Genomic DNA, 23893 nt, shown 5'->3' on the forward strand with positions numbered 1-23893 from the left:
CCGATCGGAATTTATCTCATGACGGCGCGCATGAAAAAGGGCGGCACGGACATGCCGTACCGTCCCTTTTGGACACGGGTTGCGTGGCTTACTTGCCGCGCAGCGTGTTCAGCAGCGCAAGACCCACGACGCCGCCCAGCGCGGCCGAGGCGAAGGGACGATCCTTCACGAACTGGCGCGCCTGGTCGATCAGCGGGCGGACCGTCTGGTCGACGCTGGTCTTGGCATCGCCGAACGCCTTCTGCGTCTTGCCGCTCAGCTGTTCGCCCTTGCCCTCGGCTTCCATCGACTTGTCGCCCAGCATGGCGCCCATGCCCTGCTTAACCTTGCCGCCGAAGTCGGTGGCCGCACCATTCATCGTGTCGGTGTTCATCGAACATCTCCTCATTCGCTTCGGGATGATGGAGGGTCAAAACCCGGAAGGCCGCCAATGTTTCCTGGTATCTTTGCACTATTCGACCAACCGATACGCACAGTGGCACCATCGACTACGCGCTTGAATCGCAAGCGTTATGATTTTTCGACTTGGCGGGCGATCGACGGTATGATCCCGGGCTTGCCCAACGGCCTTGAGGTCTGCGATGCGAAACGCGATAGTGATGGGTGTCGTCCTGATCCTCGTCGGCGCTGGCGCCCTTTTCTATGGCAGGCAACCCGTCGAACAGCCCGGCGCGACATCCGCGCCCGTCCTCGTCGTTCGACGCGATCCGGCAATACCGACGCCGATACCTAGCCCACCGAAAGTCGCCCCGGTCACGCCCGTTACCCCGCCCGCCGATGCGACTTCTCCGATGCCGCAGCAGCGCCCCCTGCCCGACGATGGCCCGCCGCCGGTCGACATGCTCAGCGGTCCAACCGAAAGCATGCGCCAAAGGCTGGCCTATGAACGGCGCAAGAACGACCAGGCGGCCCGGTCGGAGGCGGTCCTGCAGACCAGCTACGACCGGCTGAAAGGTATCGGCTCGGCGGGACGCAAGATCGATATCATTTGCGGCCTTTCGGTCTGTCAGGTTTCGGGCAGCATCGCGAGCATGCCCGGCGGCAGCATGAGCGACGTCATGGAGGCCGTTCAGTCCGAGGCGCTGATGCGGGACATGGCGGCGCAAGGCTATGAACTTGAAGGGTCGACCTTCGGCCCCGGCGCTGCGGGACGCCCGATGTTCGTGACCTATTACAAGCGGATCGCGCCCAAACCATCCAGTTGAACCACCCCCGCCCTTTCCCCACCCCCGCAGCCTCGCTACATGCACGGCGATGGTCGCCGACCCCCTTGCCAAGCTCCACGAAGTTTTCGGGTACAACCAGTTCCGGGGTGTCCAGGAACAGGTGGTCGACCGCGTGCTCGCGCGGCAGCGGACGCTGGCGGTCATGCCGACGGGTGCTGGCAAGTCGCTCTGCTACCAGTTGCCCGCCGTGATGATGGACGGGTGCTGCGTCGTGGTCAGCCCGCTGATTGCTTTGATGCACGACCAACTGCGCGCCGCCGAGGCGGTCGGCATTCGCGCCGCCACCCTGACCAGCGTCGACCAGAACCGCGCCGAGACCGTCGCGCGCTTCCGCGACGGGCAGCTCGACCTGCTCTATGTCGCGCCCGAGCGCGCGTCGTCGGGGCATTTCCGCGAGTTGCTCGGCTCCGCGCCGCTCAGCCTGTTCGCGATCGACGAAGCGCACTGCGTCAGCGAATGGGGGCATGACTTCCGCCCCGACTATCGCCTGCTCGAACCGCTGATGGACGCCTTTCCAGAGGTGCCCCGGCTCGCGCTGACCGCGACCGCCGATGCGCATACCCGCGCCGACATCGCCAAGCAGCTGGGCATCCCGACCGAGGGCATGATCGTCTCGGGCTTCGACCGGCCCAATATCCGCTATGCGATCAGCCCCAAGGCGAATGTGAACCTGCAGATCGCGCGGGTGGTCGCCGACACGCCCGGCCCCGGCATCGTCTATGCCCAGACGCGCGCAGCGACCGAGAAGCTGGCCGAGGCGCTGGCGCGGACCGGCCGTCCGGTGCGTGCCTATCATGCCGGGCTGGACCCGGCCGTGCGCGCGAAGAACCAGGCCGATTTCGTGGCGAGCGAAGACATGGTGATCTGCGCCACCGTCGCCTTCGGCATGGGCATCGACAAGCCGGACGTCCGCTTCGTCGCGCATGCCGGACTGCCAAAATCGATCGAGGCCTATTATCAGGAAACCGGCCGTGCGGGCCGCGACGGCGACCCCTCGGTCGCGCATCTCTTCTGGGGTGCCGACGACTTCGCCCGCGCGCGCCAGCGCATCGCCGAGGTCGAGCCCGAACGTCAGCCGGGCGAACGCGCGCGGCTGGCGGCGCTGGGCGCGCTGGTCGAGACGGGCGGGTGCCGCCGCCGCATCCTGCTGCGCCACTTCGGCGAGGACCTGGTCGAGGACTGCGGCAATTGCGACAATTGCTTAGGGAGCCCCGATGCCGTCGATGCGACGACCGTAGCGCAGAAATTCCTCTCGGCCGTGTTCCGCACCGGCCAGTTGTTCGGCGCGGGCTATATCGAGCAGGTGCTGACCGGCCAGTCGACCGAGCGCAGCCTGATGAACGGACATGAGGCGCTGTCGGTCTGGAACATCGTCTCGGGCGACGAGGCGGCGTTGCTGAAGCCCGTTCACCGCGCGCTGCTGCTGCGCGACGCGCTGCGCACCAATCACCATGGCGGGCTGGAGTTCGGACCTGCCGCCCGTGCGCTCATCAAGGGCGAGGCGCGGCTGTCGCTGGTCGTGCCGCCCAAGCGCGAGAAGAAGGGCCGTCGCGCCGCGCCGGTCGCCGCCAATCCGGCGGACAATCCGCTGTTCGAGGCGCTGCGCGCCAAGCGTCGCGAGCTGGCGCAGGAGGCGGGCGTGCCGCCCTACGTCATCTTCCACGACTCGGTGTTGCGCGATATGGCGGCACAGCGACCGACCAGCCGCGCGGCGCTGTCGTTGCTGTCGGGGATCGGCGCGCGCAAGCTGGATGCTTATGGCGAAGCGTTTCTGGCGGTGATCCGCGAGGCGGACTAAGCTGCCGGGCATGAGCGCCCCAACCCTGACCACCGCGCGGCTGACCTTGCGCGGCCATCATCCCGACGATCTCGACGCGCTGGCGGCGATGTGGGCCGATCCGGCGGTCTATGGAATGATCGGTGGCCAGCCGCGCCCGCGCGAGGATGTCTGGATTCGGCTGTTGCGCTCGGTCGGGTGCTGGACGGTGTTCGGCTATGGCGCCTGGGTGGTGTGCGACCGGACGACCGGGCAGGTGCTGGGCGATATGGGCCTTCTGGAATCGCGGCGCGCGATCGTGCCCGAACTGACGGTGCCGGAGACGGGATGGACGCTAGTTCCGACGGCGCATGGCCGGGGATTTGCGGCCGAGGCGATGCGTGCGGTACTCGACTGGGCCGATGGACGAGGCCTGACGCGGACATGCTGCATCATCGATCCGGGGAACGCCGCCTCGATCCGACTGGCGGAGAAGCTGGGCTACGGTGCGCCGGTCGAGGGGGTCTATCATGAGCGCCCGATCCGGATTTTCCACCGGGGTTGATCCCAACCTCCGTTCGCACTGAGCGAAGTCGAAGTGCATGGGAATACGCCTGCGGCGAGGTTGCGGCGTGGGCTTCGACTTCGCTTAGCCTAAACGGCGGTGGAGGTAGAGTTCGCGCGGAGGCGCGGAGGTGTCACGCTCGGCCAACAGGCACTTCTCATCATCGACGGTGCGGCGAAGTCAGCGGGCAAATAGATGGCCGACGCCGACACCCATCCAAACCTCTCTGCGCCTCCGCGCGAACAAAAGGCCGTGCGCCGGACGTTCGCGGTTCAAGCCCCGCGTCCGATAGGGTACAAGACCCTCGTGACGCTTGCCCTGATCCTGTCCGCCATCGCCATGACGCTGATCGTCGGTGTCCGCTATCTGCTCGCCTCGGGAGCATTCGCGCTGGCGACCAAGGCGCGGCATCCGAACCTCTATGCCGGGCTGGACCCGCAGATTCGGCGAGAAATCTGGTGGAGCCTCGCCTCCGCCGCGATTTACGGCGTGCCCGCCGGGATCGTCGCCTGGGGCTGGCAGAATCGGGGATGGACGCAAATCTACGCCGATATCCACGCCTGGCCGCTCTGGTACTGGCCGATTTCGGTGCTGCTGTACCTGATCGCGCACGACACCTGGTTCTACTGGACGCATCGCTGGATGCACCGGCCCGCGATCTTCAAGGCCGCCCACGCCGTCCATCATGCCAGCCGCCCGCCGACCGCCTGGGCCGCGATGGCGTTCCACCCGATCGAGGCGGTGACGGGCGCTGTGGTAATTCCGCTACTTGTGTTTGTGATTCCGATTCACATCGGCGCGCTCGGCTTGGTGCTGACCATCATGACCGTTATGGGCGTGACCAACCACATGGGTTGGGAGATATTTCCGCGATTCCTGTGGCAGGGGCACCTGGGGGGGTGGCTCATCACGGCAAGCCATCATCAACGGCATCATGAGCAATATGGGTGCAATTATGGACTCTATTTCCGGTTCTGGGATCGACTGTGCGGCACGGACCGGGGGCTCGGGGATTTCGGGCGCGCCCATGCGCAGGCCGCGCGCCGCGCTTCTGGTGCTGGCCGCCCTGCCGCTGATGAGCGCCGCGCCGGTCAGCCAGCTGGACATCGGGATCGACCAGCTCCGCTCGGCCAAGGGCATGATCCGGCTGTGCCTGACCGCCGACCCGGATAACTTCCCGCAATGCGTCGACGATGCCCGCGCGCTGACCCGTTCGGTTCCCGCCGGGCAGCGGGGCATCCGCCTCGACGGCCTGCCGCACGGCAATTACGCCGCCGCCGTCATCCATGACGAGAACAACAATGCCAAGCTCGACACGCTGGCGGGCATCCCGCGCGAGGGCTTCGGCTTTTCGCGCAATCCGGTGATCCGCTTCGGCCCGCCGCGCTTTTCGGCGGCGCGGTTCACGCTCGATTCTGTTGCCGAAACACAACAGATCAAGATGCGGTACATCTTCTGACACAATTGGCCGGAGCGAAATCGTTACCGTAGCGTTGCATTTCGGATAACCGAATTCAGGGAGTTTTCCGTCTTGCGCCTATTTTCGCGCGTTTCCGCCCCGCTGATCGCGCTGGGCGCGCTGTCCCTTTCGGCTCCCGCCTTCGCGCAGGACGCCTCGGTCTCCAGCAACCCCGCCGCCGCCGAAATGGCGGGCCAGCTGGGCAAGAACACCGTCACCGTCGGGCTGGGTGCGGCCTATCTGCCGCGCTATGAGGGGTCGAAGGACTATTCCTTCTCCCCCGCGCCCGCCGCGCTTGCCTATATCGACGGGCATACCATCACCTATATCGGCAATCGCCTCTCGGTCGACCTGATCGGCGACAAGGCCAATCGCGACTGGGATATCCAGGCGGGGCCGATCGGCGTCGTCAATCTCGATCGCACCACCACGTCGGGGATCGGCAACCGGCAGGTCGCCGCGCTGGGCAAGATCGGTGCGGCGGTCGAGCTGGGCGGCTATGTTGGCATCGGCAAGATCGGCGTCGTCACCAGCCCCTATGACCGGCTCTCCGTCTCGGTCAGCTATCGCCATGACGTGACCGGCGTGCATGACAGCGGCATCTGGCAGCCTTCGGTCAACTATTTCACCCCGCTGTCGACCAAGGCGGCGGTCGGGCTGTTCGCCACCGCCGAACATGCCGGACGCGGCTATGCCCGCCGCTATTTCTCGATCACGCCGGACCAGAGCGCGGCGAGCGGCCTGCCCGTCTATAATGCGCGCGCCGGGTGGAAGGACTGGTCGGTCGGCGGGCTGGCCACCTATTCGATCACGGGCAACCTGCTGAAGGGCTGGAAGGTCGTCGGCGGCCTGACCTATGGCCGCGAACTCGGCAATTTCGCCGACAGCCCGATCGTGTCGCAGGTCGGCTCGCGCAGCCAGTGGCTGAGCGCGCTGGGTGTAGCGTACACGTTTTAAACTCATTCCTCCCCTGCAAGGGGAGGTGGCAGGCCGTCAGGCCTGACGGAGGGGTGTCCCGCTCTCGATAGGGCGACACCCCTCCACCAGCTTCGCTGGTCCCCCTCCCCTTACAGGGGAGGAATTTTTGCATTCACTCCTGCGGACATTCCCCCGGCTGGGTCACCGGCGCGCCGCCCATATACCAGTGGCTGCGGTCGCCCATCGTCTCGCGGTCATGATAGCAGACCCGCGCCTTGGTCGATTTCATGTCGATCTCGACCGTCCAGTTGTTGTCGGCGCAGTCATGCGGGGTGCAGCCATGCGCGGCGATGCCCTGTTCGCCGCGCCGGAAGATCGGCACCGTCACCGCGCCGCGCGACATGATCCGCTGGACGAGCTTCTGGTCGCCGACCGCATCGTGCAGCGCGGTCGCCACCTCGGTCCGGTCGAAGAAGCTGACCCCGTCGACCGCATCGCCCGGATAATGGCCGATATAGCTGGTCAGCGGATTGACCTGCGCCACGCCCGGCATCGGGGTCGGGCGCGCGGTGCCCGGCGGGGTGAAATTGCCGGGGGCGACATCCGAGTCGGTATCCCCACCCTGCCCGCCGCACGCCGACAGCGCGAGCAGAGCCAAGGGGGCAAGGATGGCGAAACGGCGCATGTCTCTCTCCTGACGAATATCTTGACGATGGAACGCTTTGACGGCGAGGCCGGTTGCCCGTGCATGTCACGCCCACCTACCCATGATGCCGCGCTCGCCCGCTTTGTCGAGGCCCAGGCGGACAGTTTCGCCACCGCCCTTGCCGAACTGCGCACGGGTCGGAAGCAAAGCCACTGGATGTGGTACATATTTCCGCAGATCGCGGGGCTGGGCCGCAGCCCGACCGCGATATTCTACGCCATCGCCGATGCCGAGGAAGCGCGCGCCTATCTGGCGCATCCGCTGCTGGGGGAGCGCCTGCATCAGGCGGTTGCCGCCGCGATCGAGGCAACCGGTTCGGCCGAGGCGATATTCGGCGGAATCGATGCGATGAAGCTGCGATCCTCGCTGACCCTGTTCGCCGCCGTCGCAGACGACCCCGAACCGTTCCGCCGGGGCCTCACGCGCTTCTTCGACGGGCAGGACGACCCCGCGACGCTGGCGAGGCTCGACCATCCCAAGCGGTGACGGTCGAGCCTCCACCAGGCTCACTTAATGGTGACGGGGCCGGGGCCGGTGACGCTGGCCGACTGGTCGGCGGTCAGCACGATCGTCCATTGCGTGGTGCCGTCGCACACCGCGTTCCAGGTCGGGTTGCCGTTGGTGGCGGCGGCTTCCTTCATCGCGGTGATCGACTGGCAGCTCGCCCCGCTTGGCCCGGCATCGCGGATCGCGCGGAATAGGACGCCGCGACGCTGCCCCTCGGGCAGCGTACGGATCTTGGCGCCCAGCGTGTCGGCGCTCATCTCGGTGCCGTTCGTCGTCGCGGCGGCCGCGCTGTTGTTGGCCGTTTCGTGCGATCCGCATGCCGCCAGCGGGAGCGCGGCAGCCATGACGGCCAGCAGAATCGTCGAACGCTGCATGATCCAGTTCCTTCCTATTGGCGGCCGCCGGGAGAGCGTCCGTATCGCTTGCATAACGATCGTCGGCGGATGCGGTTGCGCGTTTTGGCGGCGAGCGGCATGAGGTTTTTATGAGTGACATTCGCCTTCACGAAAGCTGGCTGTCGGTGCTGCGGCCCGAGTTCGACGAGCCTTATATGAAGGCGCTGAAGACCTTCCTGGGCCAGGAGCGCGAGGGCGGCCAGCGCGTCTTCCCCCGCCCGTCCGAGTGGTTCCGCGCACTCGACCTGACGCCGCTGGATCGGGTGCGTGTCGTCATCCTGGGGCAGGACCCCTATCATGGTGAGGGGCAGGCGCATGGCCTGGCCTTCTCGGTCCAGCCCGGCGTCCGGCCGCCGCCTAGCTTGGTCAATATCTACAAGGAGATGGCGACCGACCTGGGGATCGCGCCGCCTTCCCATGGCCTGCTCGACCATTGGGCGCGACAGGGGGTGCTGCTGCTCAACTCGGTGCTGACCGTTCGCATGGGACAGGCCGCCTCGCATCAGGGGCGCGGCTGGGAGCGGTTCACCGATGCCGTGATCCGCGCCGTCGCCGCCAAGCCCGAGCCGGTCGTCTTCATCCTGTGGGGCGCCTATGCCCAGAAGAAGGCGGGGTTCGTCCGCGAGATGGGCGCGGGGCGGCACTGCGTCCTGACCTCGGTCCACCCCTCGCCCCTGTCGGCGCGAGGCGGCTTTTTCGGATCGAAGCCCTTTTCGCGCGCCAACGCCTTTCTGGTCGAGCATGGCCAGCCCCCGATCGACTGGGCGCTGCCGCCGCTTTCCTGATTTCGATCTGTAATCGCACTGGCATCATTTAGCGCGAGCGCGCATAGCGCCGCCCATCCCCTATCGGACGAAGGAATATGCGCGATGGCCGACGACGAATATGTCTATGACGAAGCGACCGGCGAATGGATCAGCGCCGCCGACGCCGCCGCCAAGGGCGGAGCGACCAGCGATGACGACGCGGTCGTGGTGCGCGACTCGGTCGGCAACGTGCTGAGCGACGGGGATCAGGTGACGCTCATCAAGGACCTGACCGTCAAGGGCGCAGGCCAGACGCTGAAGCGCGGCACCCTCATCAAGTCGATCCGCCTGACCGGCGACGCGCAGGAAATCGACTGCAAGTTCGACGGGATCAAGGGCCTGGTGCTGCGCGCGGAGTTTGTGCGGAAGCGGTGAGCCTTGACATTGGACAGGTAGTTGTACAACTTGAGTTGTATGCAGGCTGTCTCCTATTCCGAAGCGCGCGAGAATCTGAAGGCGATGATCGACAAGGTCGTCGCCGACCGCGCGCCCGTGGCGATCACTCGCCAGCGGGGTGAAGGCGCCGTACTGATCTCGGCCAGTGAGTGGGCCTCGATCGAAGAGACGCTGTATCTCCTTCAATCCCCCAAGAACGCCGAACGCCTGCTGGACGCGGTGCGCGGGTTCGAGGCGGGTGACGAAGGCGTGCCCTTTCCGTGAAAGTGGCGTTCTGGCCGACGGCGTGGGACGATTATCGCCATTGGCAGGAACATGACGCCAAGCTCTGCGACAAGCTCAATGCCTTGATCGAGGAATGTCGCCGTCACCCTTTCAAGGGGACAGGCAAGCCCGAACCGCTGGGCGGCAACCTGTCAGGCTGGTGGTCGCGCCGTATCAGCCATGAACATCGGCTGGTGTACCGGGTGGCGGGCAGCGGTGATGAGCAAGTGTTGCAAGTGGCGCAGTGCCGGTATCATTATTGATCGATTGACCTATTTTGCCGGGTCAATTTCGCTCGGAGGCGTTTGAAATACAAAAGCAGCGACAATCTTCTGCTGCACGCCAGAAAGACACGCACCCCAGATTAGAACGACTATTAAGACCTCTAACACGGTTACACCACGATCTTGCTGCTCATCTTCTTTCGCTGACTTCAGATTTTGCGAGCTCAAAACCATCCTATTCACTGCGGCTGAACTACACACCACCACAAAAACGAGAAAAACGGCCCAGTATCCCATATCCATAAGCGGGCCGTCATACGAACCACGAATCAGCCTACTCGTTTTCGCTAAGTGAGGCCCACCTACGATCGCAAACAGCAAAAGGCATGCAGATGCCAAAATCAGAGACAGGCAAAATCCAGCGACGAAACTTTTGCGGAAGCCATATCGCGAGATACCAGCACATAATGACGCCATCATCACGGTGATAGCCAATGCGTAACTTGCATCTGCCAGCGGTTTAAAGGCAGCCATTTTGGGTGATGCGGCTGGTGCACCCCACACCGCCAGGGATACTGCGATTACAATCGACAGCGCCTGACCGATAATGGCGAGGGGTTGATTCTCCCAATCCCTAATGATTCGGATCCACAGACGTCTCGCCATATCGCTATATATCTATCACTCCGCCGGAAGGTAAACCTCCCCACCCTTCTCACGGAACCGCTCGCTCATTTCCTGCATCCCCGCCTCGGCGTCCTCGGCCGCGACGAAGGTCTCCACCGGCGCGTTTTGCTTGGCCGCGAATTCCCGAGGTTCGGGATCGCGACCTGCCCCCAGCAGGTCGCTATTTGCTGCGCGAGACGCAGCAAATTCCCGAACCTCCTGCGTGATCTTCATCGAGCAGAATTTCGGGCCGCACATCGAACAGAAATGCGCGGTCTTGGCGCCTTCCGCAGGCAGCGTCTGGTCGTGGTAGGATTCCGCCGTGTCGGGGTCGAGCGACAGGTTGAACTGGTCGCGCCAGCGGAACTCGAAGCGGGCGCGGCTCAGCGCGTCGTCGCGCATCTTGGCGGCGGGGTGGCCCTTGGCGAGGTCGGCGGCGTGGGCGGCGAGCTTGTAGGTGACGACACCGACCTTCACGTCGTCGCGGTCGGGCAAGCCCAGATGCTCCTTGGGCGTGACGTAGCAGAGCATCGCCGTGCCGTACCAACCGATCATCGCCGCACCGATGCCGCTGGTGATATGGTCGTACCCCGGCGCGATATCGGTCGTTAGCGGCCCGAGCGTGTAGAAGGGCGCCTCGCCGCACGCCTCCAGCTGCTTGTCCATATTCTGCTTGATCTTGTGCATCGGCACATGGCCGGGGCCCTCGATCATGACCTGCACGTCCTGCGCCCAGGCCCGCTTGGTCAGCTCGCCCAGCGTGTAGAGTTCGGCGAACTGCGCCTCGTCATTGGCGTCGGCGATCGCGCCGGGGCGCAGGCCGTCGCCCAGCGAATAGGCGATGTCGTACGCCTTCATGATCTCGGTGATCTCGTCGAAGCGTTCATAGAGGAACGACTCCTTGTGATGCGCCAGGCACCATTTCGCCATGATCGAGCCGCCGCGCGACACGATGCCGGTGACGCGCTTCGCGGTCAGCGGGATGTAGGGCAGGCGCACGCCCGCATGAATGGTGAAATAGTCGACGCCCTGCTCGGCCTGTTCGATCAGCGTGTCGCGGAATATCTCCCAGGTCAGCTCCTCGGCGATGCCGCCGACCTTTTCCAGCGCCTGATAGATGGGGACGGTGCCGATCGGCACGGGCGAATTGCGGATGATCCATTCGCGCGTGTCGTGGATGTTGCGGCCCGTCGACAGGTCCATGACCGTGTCCGCGCCCCAGCGGATCGACCAGACCAGCTTGTCGACCTCGGAGGCGACGTTGCTGGCGACCGCCGAATTGCCGATATTGGCGTTGATCTTGACCAGGAAGTTGCGGCCGATCGCCATCGGCTCGGATTCGGGGTGGTTGATGTTGTTGGGGATGATCGCCCGGCCGCGCGCCACTTCGTCGCGGACGAATTCGGGCGTGACGTAATCGGGGATGCTCGCGCCGAAGCTCTCGCCGTCGCGGACATATTCGCGCAGCATCTCGCGGCCCAGATTCTCGCGGGTCGCGACATATTCCATCTCGGGCGTGATGATGCCTTGGCGGGCATAGTGCATCTGGCTGACGTTCATGCCTGCACGCGCGCGCAGCGGACGGTTCAGCCCGGTGCGCGGGAATTGCGGCACGCCGCCCGAACGGTCGGGGCCGAGCTGGCCATTATCCTCGGGGCGGATTTCGCGGCCGTCATAAGCCTCGACATCGCCGCGCCCCTCGATCCAGTTGCGGCGGATCTGGGGCAGGCCCGCCATGATGTCGATGCGCGCGGTCGGGTCGGTATAGGGGCCGCTGGTGTCGTACACGCGCAAGGGCGGTTCGCCCGAGGACGGGTCGAGATGGATTTCGCGCATCGCGACGTTCAGCGGGCCGACGTGAATCTTCTTCGAGCCACGAATGGGGCCGGTGGTCACGCCGATTTCGGCCTTTGCGGGGATATCTGCCATAGTCGTCCACTCCATGCGGAGGAAACGGACCATGAGAGATGGGGCCGCTCCCTCCCTACGCCGGTGTCAGCCGGATCAGGTTCAGCGGGTCAGGGGCTCTTGCCCCCCTCTCAAGCGCAGGCCAGCGCTCCCCCGGGGATGGACCCTGCATAAGCGGTTTCACGGCGGATAAGAAGCGGTTTCGCGCCGGGGGGAGAGGCACGCACGCCCGAACGCCGCGACCCGCCCACAAAAAAGGCCCCGACCGGCCAGGGGACTAGCGACCGGTCGAGGCCCAGAGACCCTTGGGAGGGAGAAGATTATCCGCTGGCGGCGCTGGTGCGGACCGTGCCGTTCAGGCCGCTGGGGAAGAAGCCGCCGCCATTCACCGCCGCCTTGTTGAGATAGACGACGTTCAGCACCTGGCCGGGGGTGCGGACAAAGGCGATGGCGTTGGCGTCGGCGGGCACAATGTTCGCCACCTGCGCGCCGTTCACCGTCGCCACGATCCCCTGGTCGAGATCGGCCGATCCGTCCAGGCTGTCGCGCGCGTCCGAAATCTTGCCGGCATTGGTGATGAGGGCCGTGTTGCTCAGCCCCTTGCGGTACAGGGTCGTGCGGACCAGACCGGCATGATAGGCCTCCGCCGCGTGGATGCCCGCCGCCGCCTCGATGAAGGTCTTGTTGGTCAGCAGGCTGACGCCGCCCATATAGGCGGTGACGCCGACATCCTCGAACAGGAACGCGCCCAGCAGGAAGGCCTCGTCCGAGGCATAAGGGTCGAAGGTCGAACCGCTGGTGATGACGCCCGCCGCGAGCGCCGCCGCGGTGAAGGCACCGCTGGCGTCGCCCGACAGGTTGATCGAAGGCTGCGCCACCGCCGCACTGCCCAGCGCATTGCGCAGGAAGTTGACATGGGCGATCTCGTCATAGGCGATCTCGCGCGCATATTGCGCGACGATCGGGTCCTGGAACTGGACCTGGCGCGGCTGTCCGGCACCGTTGGTGGCGCTGGTGTTGATCGCGACCGAGCCTTGCGTGCCCATGCCGCCCAGCGACGACGAAGGCAGGCCGGTGCCGAACGCGGCATAGCTGTAGAATTGCGCTTCCAGATATTCGAGCTGGAGCGCGAAGTTCAGCACGTCCGCGTCCGTGACCGAACCGGTCGGGGTGGTGGTGGGCGTCGGGGTCGGCACGACGATGACGTTGTCGCCATCGTCTCCGCAGGCGCCCAGCATCGCCAGGCCGCCGACCGCACCGGCCCCTGCGGCCATGCGCATGAAACGGCGACGATCGGACCGGCGCTTGGCGGATGCCTCTTCGATGACGTCGAGAATGAAGCGTTCTTCGCTCATGATGCAAATCCTCTCCAGAGGAGGAAAAAGGGGATCAGTTCGCCACGCTGGCGCGCAGGTTTCCGTTGACGCCGGCCGGGAAGAACCCGCCCAGCGTGGCGGCCGCCTTGTTCAAGTACACGATGTTGAGCACCTGGGCGGGCGAGCGGCTGAACGCGATGCCGCTCGAATCGAGCGGCACGATGTTCGACACCAGCTGTCCGTTGATCGTGGACCGGGCGATCCCCTGGTCGAGGTCGGTCGAGCCGTCCAGGCTGTCGCGCGCGTCGGAAATCTGTCCGGCGGCGGTGATCAACGACGGTTGCGGGTTGTTGGCGTCATAGCCGCGCGCATAGAGCGTCGTGCGCACGATCGCGGCGTGATAGGCCTCGACCGCCAGAATGCCTGCCGCCGCCTGGAGGAAGGTCTTGTTGCTGATGAGCGGCGAGGCGCCCTTATAGGCGGTGACGCCGACATCCTCGAAGATATACGCGCCCAGCAGAAACGCCGTGGGCGAGCTATAGGGGTTGAAGGTATCGTTCGCGCCGACGACACCGGCCGCGCGGGCCGCTGCCGTGAACGGGCCATTGGCATCGCCCGAGATGTTGATCGCCGGTTGCGCGACCGCCGCCGTGCCCAGCGCGGTCCGCAGGAAGGCGACGTGCGCCGCCTCGTCCGCCGCGATCTCGCGGGCATATTGGCCGACAATGGCGTCGTCGGCGCTGCCGGTCGCGAAATTGACCTGCTGGCCGCCGGTCACCGCGCCTTGCGTCCCGGTCCCGGTCAGCTGGTTGGCGGCCAGCCCCGTGCCGTTGGCGGCAAAGGCGTAAAACTGCGCCTCGAGATATTCGAGGTTCAGCGCGAAGTTCAGAATGTCGGTGTCGGTGATCGCCGTCTGCGCCCCGGCCTTGCCCGCCAGGGAAAAGGCGGTCACGCCGGCCGCTGCCGCGCCCATCGCCGTCTTGAAGAATTCGCGCCGCAGGTTGCGGCGCTCGACCCGCGCGTCGAACGCGTCGAGCAGTTGTGCGCTTTCCGTCATCATGCTCCTCCCGATCAGGAACCGGCGATGAGTTCTTCTGTTATAGTGAAACGATCAGAAGTACTTTTCGCGGGGCCGGGCCGACGACTAGCTTTACGGGCAAAGTCTTCGCCTGACCAAGAGCACAACGATGCCGTGCCGGAAAAGGACGCACGGTTTTAACAAAAATTATATTTATGCGCCGAATCTACGCCGGACCGTTCACGGCGCGAGCCGAGCGGATTGCGCCTCGGCCAGATAGACCGCGAACAGCTCGTCCGGATCGCTCCACTGGGCGATCGGCGTCCAGCCGCCCGCGCGCAGCAGGATCTTGGCGTCGCGCGGGCCATATTTGTGGCTGTTCTCCGTATGGATCGTCTCGCCCGAGGCCATGGCGAAGGGGCGCCCTTCGATGGTGAAATCCACGTCCCGCTCGGCCGCCAAATGCATCTCGATCCGCGAACGATCGTCGTTCCAGATCGCGCGGTGGCGGAAGGCGTCGACGGGGATGGTGCCGTCCAGCTCGCGGTTGATCCGGTCGAGCAGGTTGCGGTTGAACGCCGCCGTCACGCCGGCCGCATCGTCATAGGCGGGGACCAGCACGTCGCTGGGCTTGGTCCGGTCCATCCCGATCAGCAGCATCGCCCCCTCGCCCAGCGAGCCACGCATCGCGCGCAGCAGGTCGGTCGCCATGGCGGGTGTCATGTTGCCGATGGTCGAGCCGGGGAAGAAACCCAGTTTCGGCGCATCCGCCACCATCGCGGGCAGCGTCAGCGGACGCATGAAATCGCCCTCCAGCGGATGGATGGGCAGGTCCGGGAACGCCTGTTGCAGACCACGTGCGGATTCGCGCAGGAAGTCGCCCGAAATGTCGATCGGCACATAGGCCGACGGCTCGACACAGCGCAGCAGCACCGGCGTCTTCGTCGAGGAGCCCGAACCGAACTCAACGACCGCGCGCCCCTTGCCGACATGGTCCACCAGATCGGGGCACATGGTCTTCAGGATCGCGGTTTCGGCGCGGGTCGGATAATATTCGGGCAGGTCGGTGATCGCCTCGAACAGCTCGGACCCCTTGCGGTCGTAGAACCAGCGCGCGGGGATGGCGCGCGGACGACGCTCCAGCCCGGCCAGGACGTCGGCGCGGAAGGCGGGGTCGGCCAGCGACATCTGGCCGTCCTCGATCTCGGGCTTCAGCATGATTAAAGATCCTTTGCCAGGCGGACGCCGGTGAATTGCCAGCGCTGATGGGGATAGAAGAAGTTGCGGTAACAGGCGCGGGCGTGCCCTCGCGGCGTCGCGCAGCTGCCGCCGCGCAGGACGAACTGCCCGTTCATGAACTTGCCATTATACTCGCCGACCGCCCCCTCGACGGGGTGGAAGCCGGGATAGGGACGATACGCGCTGCCCGTCCATTCCCAGACATCGCCGAAAAAAGCCGGGCCGCTGGTCGAGGGGCGCGGCTCGATCGCGCCCGCCCGGTCCAGCTGGTTGCCGCCCGATGCGTCATGCGCGGCCGCCGCCGCTTCCCACTCGAATTCGGTCGGCAGCCGCGCGCCCGCCCAGGTGGCGAAGGCGTCCGCCTCGTAGAAGCTGACATGGGTCACCGGCGCGGCGGGGTCGATCGCGCGCCGCCCGTCCAGCCCGAACCGGGTCCAGCCGCCATCGCGCTCTTCCCAATAGAGTGGCGCGGCAATGCCCTCCCCCTTCACCCAGGCCCAGCCGTCCGACAGCCAGAGGCGCGCGTCGCGATAGCCGCCATCGTCGATGAAGTTCATCCATTCGGCATTGGTGACGGTGCGGTCGGCGATCGCGTGGCGCTGGAGCAGCGCCTGATGACGCGGCCCTTCGCAGTCGAAGGCAAAGCCCTGTCCGTCATGGCCGACCTCGACGATCCCCGCCTTGCCTTCGATCCAGCCCACGGGCGCGGGCATCGCGACCGGCGCCTTCGGCTCGGGCGTGTAGAGCGCGGGTTCGAGCGGATTTTCAGAGAAGAGGTGCAGGATGTCGGTGACGAACAGCTCCTGATGCTGCTCCTCATGATGACAGCCCAGCGCCACCAGCTCCAGCGCCGCAGCGGGCAGGTCCGGCAAGGCGGCAAGCAGCGCGGCGTCGACATGGGCGCGATAGGCGCGCACCTCGTCCAGCGTCGGGCGGGTAATCATCCCCCGGCGGTGGCGCGCATGGCGTTTGCCCTCCGCCTCGTAATAGCTGTTGAACAGGAAGGGGAAGCGCGGGTCGTGAAGGGCGTAACCTGGCACATGATCGCGCAGTACGAAGGTTTCGAAGAACCAGGTCGTATGCGCCATATGCCATTTGGCAGGCGAGGCGTCCGGCATCGACTGGACGGTCGCATCGGCATCGGACAGCGGCTCGGCCAGCGCCAGGGTCAGGCCGCGCACCGCCGCATAGCGGGATGCCAGCGAATCTGCGGGGTCAAGGGTCGCCGCAGAGGACGGGACGAGGGTCGGCATTGGGCGCTCCCCGGGATTGCGGGAAACGCGGTCGGCCCTTTACCGTACCATGCGCGCCCCTCCTGGAACCCAAAGAACGTCCGATGCACCGCTTTGGTTCATCGTGCGTGCGGCGACAAAAAGCCAATCCGACAATCGGTTGAGATAGGCGAGCGCGGGCGGGTTGATCGCCTCCTGCCCGGCCAGCGCCACGGCGGCGCGCTCGGCCCGCCGGGCGATGGCGCGCGCCAGATGCAGATGCGCGGACGCCGCGCTGCCGCCGGGCAGGATGAAGCTGGTCAGGGGGGACAGCGACGCGTTCATCGCGTCGATCTCCGCCTCCAGCCGCGCGACCTGCTCGGGAATGATGCGAAGCCCCCCCTCCACCTCTCCGGGCGTAGCAAGATCCGCGCCGAGGTCGAACAGATCGTTCTGGATCATGGTCAGTCGCTCGCCCAGCGGCCCTTCGACCGACAGCAAGGCCACGCCGATCGCGCTGTTCGCCTCGTCCACCTCGCCGATCGCGACCATGCGCATATCCGCCTTGGAACGGCGCGATCCGTCGACCAGCCCGGTCGTGCCTTCGTCGCCGGTGCGGGTGTAGATTTTCGTCAGCTTGACCAAGGGATCAGGTCCGCCCCGCCATGAACAGCAACAGCACGACCACGGTGATCGCCAGTGCCTGGAAGAAGATGCGCTGCTGCATCATCCGGTTGGATTTTAGCTGCGACGCGGTCGGCCCCTCACCCTTCGCCTCCGCCGTCGCCTCTTGGAGAAAGGTGATGATGCCGCGCACCAGCGCGACGACGGTGGCGAGCATCGCCGCGATCAGCAGGATCACGAGAAAAGTGGTCATGCCCGTGAGCTTACGCCTCCCCCAGCCGAAATCCAGCGGGAAGCATATTGCGACGCAGCGCATCCGCCAGCGCGCGACCGTCCTCGCCCGCCTCGCGCATCGCCGCCAGGGCGGGCGCGCCGTGCCGCTTGGCCAGGCGCTGGCCGTCCGTGCCGACGATCAGCGGGTGGTGGTGATAGAGCGGCGTCGGCAGGTCCAGCAGCGCTTGGACCAATCGGTGGACATGGGTGGCGTCGAACAGGTCGACGCCCCGCACCACGTCGCTCACACCCTGCGCCGCATCATCGACCGTCACCGCCAGATGATAGCTGGCGGGCGCATCCTTGCGTGCCAGGATGACGTCGCCATGGGAAAGCGGATCGGCGGCGACCTCACCCGCATATTCGTCCTGCCAGGTCAGCGGCCCGGTGCGCTCCACGGCCCGCGCCATGTCCAGCCGCCAGCTATGCGGCTCCCCCATCCGCGCGGCACGCTCCTGATCCGACAGATGGCGACACGTTCCCGGATAGAGCGGCGTGGCCCCGTGCGGCGCGGAGAGGCTGGCAGCGATCTCGGCACGGGTGCAGAAACAGGGGTAGACCAGATCGGCGAGTCGGGCCTGTGCCGCCGCATAAAGGTCCAGTCGCTCGGACTGGAAGGACAGATCGTCCCATTCCAGCCCCAACCATTCCAGATCGCGCAATATCGCATCGACATGTTCGGGCCGACTGCGCGTACCGTCGATATCCTCGATCCGCAGCAGGAAACGGCCGCCACTTGTCCGCGCCAGATCGAACGCACGCACCGCCGACAGCGCATGGCCGAGATGCAGCCGCCCGGTCGGGCTGGGCGCGAAACGCGTGGCGCGTGGCGCTCCACTCATCGCCCGCCCTCTTGACCGCGATTCCAATAGCATGTTCTCATACGCCCGAGTGTCATAGCCATGTCACGCGCTTGCGCGAATAGCGTCGGCGTACATCGATGGGAGGAGCTGTGTTTCATCCCGATTTGATCCGACACCCGGACAGTTGTCCGGCGCTCGTACTGAATGCGGACTATACGCCGCTGTCCTATTATCCACTGTCGGTCTGGCCCTGGCAGACCGCGGTGAAGGCCGTGTTTCTCGACCGGGTGGATATCGTCGCCCATTATGAGCGCGAGGTGCGCAGCCCGACCGCCAAGGTCAAGCTGCCCTCGGTCATCGCGCTCAAGCAGTTCGTGAAGCCGTCGCAATTCCCGGCCTTCACCCGCTTCAACCTGTTCCTGCGCGACCGCTTCTCCTGCCAATATTGCGGATCGCACCGCGACCTGACCTTCGACCATGTCATCCCGCGCGCGCAAGGCGGCCGGACGACCTGGGAGAATGTCGTCACGGCCTGCGCGCCCTGTAACCTGAAGAAGGGCGGACGCACTCCGCGCCAGGCCGCGATGCCGCTGCATATCGAGCCGATCCGCCCGACAAACTGGCATTTACAGGAACATGGCCGCAGCTTCCCGCCCAATTATCTGCATGAAACATGGCACGACTGGCTCTATTGGGACGTTGAGCTGGAAGCGTAACGAAGCGGGAGTGTCGAATGCGTGGATGGGCAAGGGGCCTGATCAGCCTGGGATTGATGGCACTGGCCGCCACCACCACCGCCTGTGGCAAGAAGGCGGAAAACCGCGCCGAGGCCGACCGCGCCGCCGCCAAGGCGGGCTTCGTGCCGCCCTCCGTCACGTCCCGTGTCGACTTCGGCAGCATGATGGCGCGCCGCTTCCGCGAACTCGACCGCGACGGCAACGACATCATCACCGCCGATGAAATGCCTACCACCAACTCGCGCCTGTGGGAGCTGGACCGCAACAAGGATGGTGAGATCACCGAGAGCGAGTTCTTCGAGGGCATGCTGGCGCGGTTCGACCGGATGGACCTGAACCGCGACGGCACCGTCACGTCGGAGGAGCGGGAAGCATCGCGCACCGAACGGCCGGCGACACCCAGCAATCCGGTCGCAACGGGGGCGAATACAACCTCGCTGGGGAATGCCAACTAAGGAGTTGGGCATCGCCCCGGTAATGCAGCCGGGACCATGCAAACACTCGCCGAACGCTAAGCAATTTAACAAGGCAGTTCGCAAAAATATTATACCATAGTTGCACCATTCAATCGGTTGACGCACGCCCTATTGCGTTGCAGCAATAGCGCCCATGACGACCCTGCCTCCGATCGCCAACAATGCCGATATCCGCTTCCTGGGCGCCCAGCTCGGTGATGTGATCCGCCGTTATGGCGGCGACGCGCTGTTCGAGGCGACCGAGGCGATCCGGCGTGCCTCGGTCGATCGCTATCGCGGGCTGGGCGAGGACGGGTCGGTCGACCTGCAACTGGAACGCCTTGCGCTTGACGAGACGCTGGATTTCGTGCGCGGCTTCATGCTGTTCTCGATGCTCGCCAATCTGGCCGAGGACCGGCAGGGCATTGCGCGGGAGCCGGGCACCGACATTGCCGAGGTGCTGGCGACGCTGTCCGAACAGGGTATCGACCGCGAGGCGGCGATGGAGCTGCTGGCGCAGGCGCTGGTCGTCCCGGTACTGACCGCGCACCCGACCGAGGTGCGGCGCAAGAGCATGATCGACCACCGCAACCGCATCGCCGAACTGCTGGCGATGCGCGATGCGGGCCGTGACGTCACGCCCGATGGCGACGATGTGGACGCGGCGATCGGCCGCCAGATCGCGCTTCTCTGGCAGACGCGGGTGCTGCGCCGCGAGCGGCTGTACGTCACCGACGAGGTGGAGACGGCGCTCTCCTATTTGCGCGACGTCTTCCTGCCGGTGCTGCCCGCTTTGTACCAGCGCTGGGACAAGGCGTTCGGGGCGCGCGTGCCCGCCTTCCTGCGCCCCGGTTCGTGGATCGGCGGCGACCGCGACGGCAATCCCTTCGTCACCGCCGAGTCGCTGACCACCGCGCTCGCCCAGGCGGCGGACGCGGTGCTGACCCATTATTGCGAGGGGGTTCATGCGCTGGGCGCCGAGCTGTCGATCTCGACCGGCCATGCGCAGGTGAACGAGGCGGTGCTGGCGCTGGCCGATGCCAGCGGCGATGAGGCGCTGAGCCGCTCGGACGAACCCTATCGCCGCGCGCTGTCGGGCATTTATGCGCGGCTTTCGGCCACGCATCAGAAGCTGACCGGCAAGACCCCGCCGCGCCCCGGCCGCCTGACCGGCGAGCCCTATCCCGACCCCAAGGCGCTGCGCACCGATCTGGTTGCGATCGCGCGGGGGCTGGCCGCGCAGGGCGACGGGGCGTTGGCCAGCGGCGGCGCGCTCGGGCGGCTGATCCGGGCGGTCGAAACCTTCGGCTTCCACCTCGCCACGCTCGACCTGCGGCAGAATTCGGCGGTGCATGAACGCGTCGTCGCCGAACTGCTGAAGGTGGCGGGCGTCGAGGCGGATTATCTGGCCCTGGACGAGGAGGCGCGCGTCGCGCTGCTTCGTCGCGAACTGGCCAATGCCCGGCCGCTGTTCAGCCATTATGCCGACTATTCGGACGAGACGCGCTCCGAACTCGCCATCGTCCAGGCTGCCGCCAATGCCCATGCCACCTACGGGCCGAAGTGCATCACCAACTATATCGTCTCGATGGGCAAGTCGGTGTCCGACCTGCTTGAAATCAATCTGATGCTGAAGGAATTCGGCCTCTACCGCCCCGGCGAGCCCGCCACCGCCGCGATCATGGCGGTGCCGCTGTTCGAGACGATCGAGGACCTGGAGGCAGGCCCGGAGATCATGCGCGCCTATTTCGCGCTGCCGGAGATTGCCGCGATCGTCCGCGCGCGGGGCCATCAGGAGGTGATGATCGGCTATTCGGACTCGAACAAGGATGGCGGCTATCTGACCTCCACCTGGTCCCTGTCCAAGGCGTCGAGCGCGTTTCGCCCGGTCTTCGACGATCTCGGCGTCAGGATGCAGCTCTTCCACGGGCGCGGCGGCGCGGTCGGACGCGGCGGCGGCAGCGCCTTTGCCGCGATCCGTGCCCAGCCGCATGGCACGGTGCAGGGCCGCATCCGCATCACCGAACAGGGCGAGGTGATCGCGGGCAAATATGGCACCCGCGATTCAGCTCTGACCAATTTGGAAGCCATGGCGTCGGCGACGTTGCTCGCCAGCCTGGAGCCGGACCGGCTGTCGGCGGCGGACACCGCGCGCTTTACCGCCGCGATGGAGGAACTGTCGGCGACCGCCTTCTCCACCTATCGCGGGCTGGTCTATGGCACCGAGGGTTTCCGTACCTTCTTCCGCCAGATGACTCCGATCGCCGAGATTGCGGGCCTGAAGATCGGCAGCCGCCCGGCCAGCCGCAAGAAGTCCGACGCGATCGAGGATCTGCGCGCCATTCCCTGGGTGTTCAGCTGGGCACAGGCGCGCGTCATGCTGCCGGGCTGGTACGGCGTTGGCACCGCGATCGCGAATTTCGAGGATAAGGCGTTGCTCGCCGAGATGGCGAAACACTGGCCCTTCTTCGCGGCCACGCTGGCCAATATGGAGATGGTGCTGGCCAAGTCCGACATCGGCATCGCGCGGCGCTATGCCGGGCTGGTCGAGGACGAGGGGCTGCGGGACGCGATCTTCGGGCGAATCCATGACGGCTGGCACCGCGCGCGTGACGGGTTGCTGACCGTGACCGGACAGACGCGGTTGCTGTCCGACAATCCGGCGCTGGAGGCGTCGATCCGCCTGCGCCTGCCCTATATCGAGCCGCTCAACCTGCTCCAGATCGAACTCATGAAGCGCCACCGCGCGGGCGAAGACGATCCGCGCATCGGCGAGGGCATATTGCTGTCGATCAACGGCATCGCCACGGCGTTGCGCAACAGCGGGTAAAAGCGGTGGCGGATTTCGTCGTGCATTACGAAGGCGGCCTGCGCTGTCATGTCGCCCATCCCGACAATGGCGCGGTGCTGGTCATGGACGCGTCGCAGGAACTGGGCGGGCGCGGCGAGAATTTCTCGCCCAGCGACCTGTTGTCGGTGTCGCTGGGCGGCTGCGTCTTGAGCATCATGGCGATGGCGGGCCGCGTCGCCGGACTGGAACTGGCGGGCGCGACGGCGACCGTAACCAAGCAGATGGGCAATGCGCCGCGCCGGATCACGACGCTGGGCGTCACGGTCCGGGTGCCGGGTCGGTACGACATGGCCCAGCGCAAGCGGCTGGAAGCGGCGGCGGCCGCCTGCCCGGTCCATGCCGTCCTGGGCATTGACGCGCCGATCACAATTATCTGGGATGACTGACCCTCACTATTCCTCCCCTGGAAGGGGAGGTGGCAGGCCGCAGGCCTGACGGAGGGGTGTCCCGTTCGGCGAGGTTTGACCGCTCTCACCGCGGGCGACACCCCCCCGCCAGCTTCGCTGGTCCACCTCCCCTTGCAGGGGAGGAGTTTAACGGCCGACCTGCCGCGCTTCCTCCGCCGTGAATCCCTCGACCATCGCACGGAAGGTCGCCTCGGCCACGTCGGGGCTGACCCCGGTCTGCGCCGCCTTGGCCCGGATACGCGTCAGGATCTGGCGGATGCGCGCCTCGTCCCGCACGGTCGCGGCGGAGGTTTTGAAGCGCCCGGCCTGCGCGACATAGCGCGACCGCTCCGCCATCAGTCGCAGGATCTGGTCGTCGATCCGGTCGATATGGGTTCGCACCTCGCCCAGCGTTCGGCAGCACGGGGTGGCCGGCGCCCGCGCGAAAACAGATTCAGACATAAGCGCGGCCACAATAAGCATGGCGCAGGGCAGCGGACGCATCCGGCATCTCCGACATGAACGATGATCCGGCCCGATACGGCCGCATCTCCGGCCCGGCCAGTGACATTGCCGTCACGCTGAGCGCGATCCCGCCACGGCCTCCAGCAGCACGCCCTCCCGCGTCTCACGGAAAGTGCGGGGCAGATAGCTCATGTCAACGCCAAGGCCCGCTCGCCGCGTTCGTGCGCCAGCAACCATTGCTTGACCGCCAGTCCGCCCGCGAAACCAGTCAGCGTGCCGTTCGCGCCGATGACGCGGTGGCAGGGCGTCACGATCGACAGCGGATTGCGCCCGTTCGCCGCGCCCACGGCGCGCGATGCCCCCGGCCGCCCGATCGCGGTGGCGAGCGCGGCGTAGCTGCGCGTCTCGCCATAGGGAATGGCATTGAGCCCGGTCCACACCGCCTTTTGAAACGCGGTGCCGACGGGATCGAGCGGCAGGTCGAACACGCAGCGTTCACCGGCAAAATATTCGGACAGCTGGCGTATCGCTTGTGCCAGCACCGCATGCGCCGGATCGTCGCGCCGTTCGGGCAAGGGCACCCGCCCCACGCGCTCCTCAGCCCAGAGGACCGCGCGCAGGCCCTTTTCACTCGCCACGAGGGTCAGCTCGCCCACTGGCGAGGCCATGGTGCATTCGCTCAACATGAACCGACCCTAGCGCAGGGACGCATGTGATGC

Annotated in this window: 29 protein-coding genes and 1 riboswitch; of the genes, 15 read left to right on the forward strand and 14 right to left on the reverse strand. The window is 66.0% G+C overall.

The features are described from left to right. Window positions 1-88 precede the first annotated feature (88 nt). Window positions 89-373 (reverse strand): CsbD family protein, encoded by a 285-nt coding sequence (locus KV697_RS10500; protein WP_219018134.1) that lies wholly within the window; start codon window positions 371-373, stop codon window positions 89-91. Window positions 374-581: 208 nt separating this feature from the next. Here KV697_RS10500 and KV697_RS10505 point away from each other — a divergent pair, with 208 nt between their 5' ends. From KV697_RS10505 to KV697_RS10530, 6 genes are all read left to right on the forward strand, one after another. After that, window positions 582-1205 carry a hypothetical protein gene (locus KV697_RS10505; protein WP_219018135.1) on the forward strand — a complete coding sequence of 208 codons (624 nt, stop codon included), beginning with the start codon at window positions 582-584 and terminating at the stop codon, window positions 1203-1205. Window positions 1206-1254: 49 nt separating this feature from the next. Continuing rightward, complete coding sequence (gene recQ, locus KV697_RS10510) at window positions 1255-3024, forward strand: DNA helicase RecQ (protein WP_219018136.1); 1770 nt, start codon at window positions 1255-1257, stop codon at window positions 3022-3024. Window positions 3025-3034: 10 nt separating this feature from the next. Then, window positions 3035-3547 carry a GNAT family N-acetyltransferase gene (locus KV697_RS10515; RefSeq protein ID WP_219018137.1) on the forward strand — a complete coding sequence of 171 codons (513 nt, stop codon included), beginning with the start codon at window positions 3035-3037 and terminating at the stop codon, window positions 3545-3547. 339 nt (window positions 3548-3886) lie between these two features. Continuing rightward, on the forward strand, window positions 3887-4720 hold the full coding sequence (locus KV697_RS10520; RefSeq protein ID WP_257575857.1) for a sterol desaturase family protein: 834 nt from the start codon (window positions 3887-3889) through the stop codon (window positions 4718-4720). After that, window positions 4623-5006, forward strand: a complete 384-nt coding sequence (locus KV697_RS10525; protein ID WP_257575255.1) for a DUF2141 domain-containing protein — start codon at window positions 4623-4625, stop codon at window positions 5004-5006. Before KV697_RS10520 ends, KV697_RS10525 begins: the two co-directional genes overlap by 98 nt. 72 nt (window positions 5007-5078) lie before the next feature. Beyond that, on the forward strand, window positions 5079-5963 hold the full coding sequence (locus tag KV697_RS10530) for a MipA/OmpV family protein (RefSeq protein ID WP_219018138.1): 885 nt from the start codon (window positions 5079-5081) through the stop codon (window positions 5961-5963). A 133-nt stretch (window positions 5964-6096) separates the two neighbouring features. Here the strand turns inward: KV697_RS10530 and KV697_RS10535 are convergent, their stop codons facing one another. After that, the gene (locus KV697_RS10535; RefSeq protein WP_219018139.1) at window positions 6097-6609 is read right to left on the reverse strand and encodes a hypothetical protein; all 513 of its coding nucleotides are present in this window, start codon (window positions 6607-6609) and stop codon (window positions 6097-6099) included. 63 nt (window positions 6610-6672) lie between these two features. Between KV697_RS10535 and KV697_RS10540 the strand changes: the two genes are divergently transcribed. Continuing rightward, a complete protein-coding gene (locus tag KV697_RS10540; protein ID WP_219018140.1) occupies window positions 6673-7116 on the forward strand; it encodes a DUF1810 domain-containing protein in 444 nt (147 codons plus the stop codon). 20 nt (window positions 7117-7136) lie between these two features. Here the strand turns inward: KV697_RS10540 and KV697_RS10545 are convergent, their stop codons facing one another. Continuing rightward, the gene (locus KV697_RS10545) at window positions 7137-7511 is read right to left on the reverse strand and encodes a hypothetical protein (protein ID WP_219018141.1); all 375 of its coding nucleotides are present in this window, start codon (window positions 7509-7511) and stop codon (window positions 7137-7139) included. Window positions 7512-7621: 110 nt separating this feature from the next. On the opposite strand from KV697_RS10545, the gene ung reads away from it, so the two are divergent. The 4 genes from ung to KV697_RS10565 all read left to right on the forward strand — a co-directional run bounded on the left by ung (window position 7622) and on the right by KV697_RS10565 (window position 9261). Continuing rightward, on the forward strand, window positions 7622-8317 hold the full coding sequence (gene ung / locus KV697_RS10550; protein ID WP_219018142.1) for a uracil-DNA glycosylase: 696 nt from the start codon (window positions 7622-7624) through the stop codon (window positions 8315-8317). A gap of 84 nt (window positions 8318-8401) precedes the next feature. Next, window positions 8402-8713 (forward strand): alkylphosphonate utilization protein, encoded by a 312-nt coding sequence (locus KV697_RS10555; RefSeq protein WP_219018143.1) that lies wholly within the window; start codon window positions 8402-8404, stop codon window positions 8711-8713. Window positions 8714-8752: 39 nt separating this feature from the next. Further along, window positions 8753-8998, forward strand: coding sequence for a type II toxin-antitoxin system Phd/YefM family antitoxin (locus KV697_RS10560; RefSeq protein WP_219018144.1), 246 nt, complete (start codon window positions 8753-8755; stop codon window positions 8996-8998). Continuing rightward, window positions 8995-9261, forward strand: a complete 267-nt coding sequence (locus tag KV697_RS10565; RefSeq protein ID WP_056435835.1) for a Txe/YoeB family addiction module toxin — start codon at window positions 8995-8997, stop codon at window positions 9259-9261. Before KV697_RS10560 ends, KV697_RS10565 begins: the two co-directional genes overlap by 4 nt. 9 nt (window positions 9262-9270) lie before the next feature. Here KV697_RS10565 and KV697_RS10570 read toward each other — a convergent pair whose 3' ends face one another. From KV697_RS10570 to gluQRS, 9 genes are all read right to left on the reverse strand, one after another. Further along, window positions 9271-9888: a hypothetical protein gene (locus KV697_RS10570; protein WP_219018145.1), complete on the reverse strand. Its 618-nt coding sequence runs from the start codon at window positions 9886-9888 to the stop codon at window positions 9271-9273. A 15-nt stretch (window positions 9889-9903) separates the two neighbouring features. Beyond that, the gene (gene thiC, locus KV697_RS10575) at window positions 9904-11817 is read right to left on the reverse strand and encodes a phosphomethylpyrimidine synthase ThiC (protein WP_219018146.1); all 1914 of its coding nucleotides are present in this window, start codon (window positions 11815-11817) and stop codon (window positions 9904-9906) included. A gap of 48 nt (window positions 11818-11865) precedes the next feature. Next, window positions 11866-11956: riboswitch (TPP riboswitch) on the reverse strand. Window positions 11957-12116: 160 nt separating this feature from the next. Next, window positions 12117-13151, reverse strand: coding sequence for a ferritin-like domain-containing protein (locus KV697_RS10580; protein WP_219018147.1), 1035 nt, complete (start codon window positions 13149-13151; stop codon window positions 12117-12119). Between the two features lie 34 nt (window positions 13152-13185). Further along, the gene (locus KV697_RS10585) at window positions 13186-14169 is read right to left on the reverse strand and encodes a ferritin-like domain-containing protein (protein ID WP_219018148.1); all 984 of its coding nucleotides are present in this window, start codon (window positions 14167-14169) and stop codon (window positions 13186-13188) included. Between the two features lie 201 nt (window positions 14170-14370). Then, window positions 14371-15348, reverse strand: coding sequence for an L-histidine N(alpha)-methyltransferase (egtD, locus tag KV697_RS10590; RefSeq protein WP_219018149.1), 978 nt, complete (start codon window positions 15346-15348; stop codon window positions 14371-14373). Window positions 15349-15350: 2 nt separating this feature from the next. After that, the gene (egtB, locus tag KV697_RS10595; protein WP_219018150.1) at window positions 15351-16622 is read right to left on the reverse strand and encodes an ergothioneine biosynthesis protein EgtB; all 1272 of its coding nucleotides are present in this window, start codon (window positions 16620-16622) and stop codon (window positions 15351-15353) included. 39 nt (window positions 16623-16661) lie between these two features. Further along, on the reverse strand, window positions 16662-17225 hold the full coding sequence (locus KV697_RS10600; protein ID WP_219018151.1) for a cob(I)yrinic acid a,c-diamide adenosyltransferase: 564 nt from the start codon (window positions 17223-17225) through the stop codon (window positions 16662-16664). Window positions 17226-17229: 4 nt separating this feature from the next. Then, window positions 17230-17457, reverse strand: coding sequence for a twin transmembrane helix small protein (locus KV697_RS10605; protein WP_042485175.1), 228 nt, complete (start codon window positions 17455-17457; stop codon window positions 17230-17232). Between the two features lie 10 nt (window positions 17458-17467). Further along, complete coding sequence (gluQRS, locus tag KV697_RS10610; protein WP_219018152.1) at window positions 17468-18319, reverse strand: tRNA glutamyl-Q(34) synthetase GluQRS; 852 nt, start codon at window positions 18317-18319, stop codon at window positions 17468-17470. A gap of 110 nt (window positions 18320-18429) precedes the next feature. Here gluQRS and KV697_RS10615 point away from each other — a divergent pair, with 110 nt between their 5' ends. The 4 genes from KV697_RS10615 to KV697_RS10630 all read left to right on the forward strand — a co-directional run bounded on the left by KV697_RS10615 (window position 18430) and on the right by KV697_RS10630 (window position 22709). Further along, on the forward strand, window positions 18430-18996 hold the full coding sequence (locus KV697_RS10615; protein WP_042485172.1) for an HNH endonuclease: 567 nt from the start codon (window positions 18430-18432) through the stop codon (window positions 18994-18996). 17 nt (window positions 18997-19013) lie between these two features. Continuing rightward, the gene (locus KV697_RS10620; RefSeq protein ID WP_219018153.1) at window positions 19014-19472 is read left to right on the forward strand and encodes a hypothetical protein; all 459 of its coding nucleotides are present in this window, start codon (window positions 19014-19016) and stop codon (window positions 19470-19472) included. A gap of 154 nt (window positions 19473-19626) precedes the next feature. Beyond that, the gene (gene ppc / locus KV697_RS10625) at window positions 19627-22302 is read left to right on the forward strand and encodes a phosphoenolpyruvate carboxylase (RefSeq protein WP_219018154.1); all 2676 of its coding nucleotides are present in this window, start codon (window positions 19627-19629) and stop codon (window positions 22300-22302) included. A gap of 5 nt (window positions 22303-22307) precedes the next feature. Continuing rightward, the gene (locus KV697_RS10630; protein ID WP_219018155.1) at window positions 22308-22709 is read left to right on the forward strand and encodes an OsmC family protein; all 402 of its coding nucleotides are present in this window, start codon (window positions 22308-22310) and stop codon (window positions 22707-22709) included. A 147-nt stretch (window positions 22710-22856) separates the two neighbouring features. On the opposite strand, the gene KV697_RS10635 is transcribed toward KV697_RS10630, so the two are convergent. Beyond that, entirely contained in the window at window positions 22857-23171 is a 315-nt protein-coding gene (locus KV697_RS10635; protein ID WP_219018156.1) for a chorismate mutase, read from the reverse strand. A gap of 191 nt (window positions 23172-23362) precedes the next feature. Further along, complete coding sequence (locus KV697_RS10640) at window positions 23363-23860, reverse strand: methylated-DNA--[protein]-cysteine S-methyltransferase (RefSeq protein ID WP_219018157.1); 498 nt, start codon at window positions 23858-23860, stop codon at window positions 23363-23365. Window positions 23861-23893 lie beyond the last annotated feature (33 nt).

This window comes from Sphingomonas sanguinis (assembly GCF_019297835.1).
Taxonomy (GTDB): Bacteria; Pseudomonadota; Alphaproteobacteria; order Sphingomonadales; family Sphingomonadaceae; genus Sphingomonas; species Sphingomonas sanguinis_D.

Excerpts from the sequence above, each read along its gene's own strand:
- KV697_RS10500 (WP_219018134.1), bottom strand. The coding sequence starts at position 373 with ATGAACACCGACACGATGAATGGTGCGGCCACCGACTTCGGCGGCAAG.
- KV697_RS10505 (WP_219018135.1), top strand. The coding sequence starts at position 582 with ATGCGAAACGCGATAGTGATGGGTGTCGTCCTGATCCTCGTCGGCGCT.
- recQ (WP_219018136.1), top strand. The coding sequence starts at position 1,255 with ATGGTCGCCGACCCCCTTGCCAAGCTCCACGAAGTTTTCGGGTACAAC.
- KV697_RS10515 (WP_219018137.1), top strand. The coding sequence starts at position 3,035 with ATGAGCGCCCCAACCCTGACCACCGCGCGGCTGACCTTGCGCGGCCAT.
- KV697_RS10520 (WP_257575857.1), top strand. The coding sequence starts at position 3,887 with ATGACGCTGATCGTCGGTGTCCGCTATCTGCTCGCCTCGGGAGCATTC.
- KV697_RS10525 (WP_257575255.1), top strand. The coding sequence starts at position 4,623 with ATGAGCGCCGCGCCGGTCAGCCAGCTGGACATCGGGATCGACCAGCTC.
- KV697_RS10535 (WP_219018139.1), bottom strand. The coding sequence starts at position 6,609 with ATGCGCCGTTTCGCCATCCTTGCCCCCTTGGCTCTGCTCGCGCTGTCG.
- KV697_RS10540 (WP_219018140.1), top strand. The coding sequence starts at position 6,673 with ATGTCACGCCCACCTACCCATGATGCCGCGCTCGCCCGCTTTGTCGAG.
- KV697_RS10545 (WP_219018141.1), bottom strand. The coding sequence starts at position 7,511 with ATGCAGCGTTCGACGATTCTGCTGGCCGTCATGGCTGCCGCGCTCCCG.
- ung (WP_219018142.1), top strand. The coding sequence starts at position 7,622 with ATGAGTGACATTCGCCTTCACGAAAGCTGGCTGTCGGTGCTGCGGCCC.
- KV697_RS10555 (WP_219018143.1), top strand. The coding sequence starts at position 8,402 with ATGGCCGACGACGAATATGTCTATGACGAAGCGACCGGCGAATGGATC.
- KV697_RS10560 (WP_219018144.1), top strand. The coding sequence starts at position 8,753 with ATGCAGGCTGTCTCCTATTCCGAAGCGCGCGAGAATCTGAAGGCGATG.
- KV697_RS10570 (WP_219018145.1), bottom strand. The coding sequence starts at position 9,888 with ATGGCGAGACGTCTGTGGATCCGAATCATTAGGGATTGGGAGAATCAA.
- thiC (WP_219018146.1), bottom strand. The coding sequence starts at position 11,817 with ATGGCAGATATCCCCGCAAAGGCCGAAATCGGCGTGACCACCGGCCCC.
- KV697_RS10580 (WP_219018147.1), bottom strand. The coding sequence starts at position 13,151 with ATGAGCGAAGAACGCTTCATTCTCGACGTCATCGAAGAGGCATCCGCC.
- KV697_RS10585 (WP_219018148.1), bottom strand. The coding sequence starts at position 14,169 with ATGACGGAAAGCGCACAACTGCTCGACGCGTTCGACGCGCGGGTCGAG.
- egtD (WP_219018149.1), bottom strand. The coding sequence starts at position 15,348 with ATGCTGAAGCCCGAGATCGAGGACGGCCAGATGTCGCTGGCCGACCCC.
- egtB (WP_219018150.1), bottom strand. The coding sequence starts at position 16,622 with ATGCCGACCCTCGTCCCGTCCTCTGCGGCGACCCTTGACCCCGCAGAT.
- KV697_RS10605 (WP_042485175.1), bottom strand. The coding sequence starts at position 17,457 with ATGACCACTTTTCTCGTGATCCTGCTGATCGCGGCGATGCTCGCCACC.
- gluQRS (WP_219018152.1), bottom strand. The coding sequence starts at position 18,319 with ATGAGTGGAGCGCCACGCGCCACGCGTTTCGCGCCCAGCCCGACCGGG.
- KV697_RS10620 (WP_219018153.1), top strand. The coding sequence starts at position 19,014 with ATGCGTGGATGGGCAAGGGGCCTGATCAGCCTGGGATTGATGGCACTG.
- ppc (WP_219018154.1), top strand. The coding sequence starts at position 19,627 with ATGACGACCCTGCCTCCGATCGCCAACAATGCCGATATCCGCTTCCTG.
- KV697_RS10635 (WP_219018156.1), bottom strand. The coding sequence starts at position 23,171 with ATGTCTGAATCTGTTTTCGCGCGGGCGCCGGCCACCCCGTGCTGCCGA.
- KV697_RS10640 (WP_219018157.1), bottom strand. The coding sequence starts at position 23,860 with ATGTTGAGCGAATGCACCATGGCCTCGCCAGTGGGCGAGCTGACCCTC.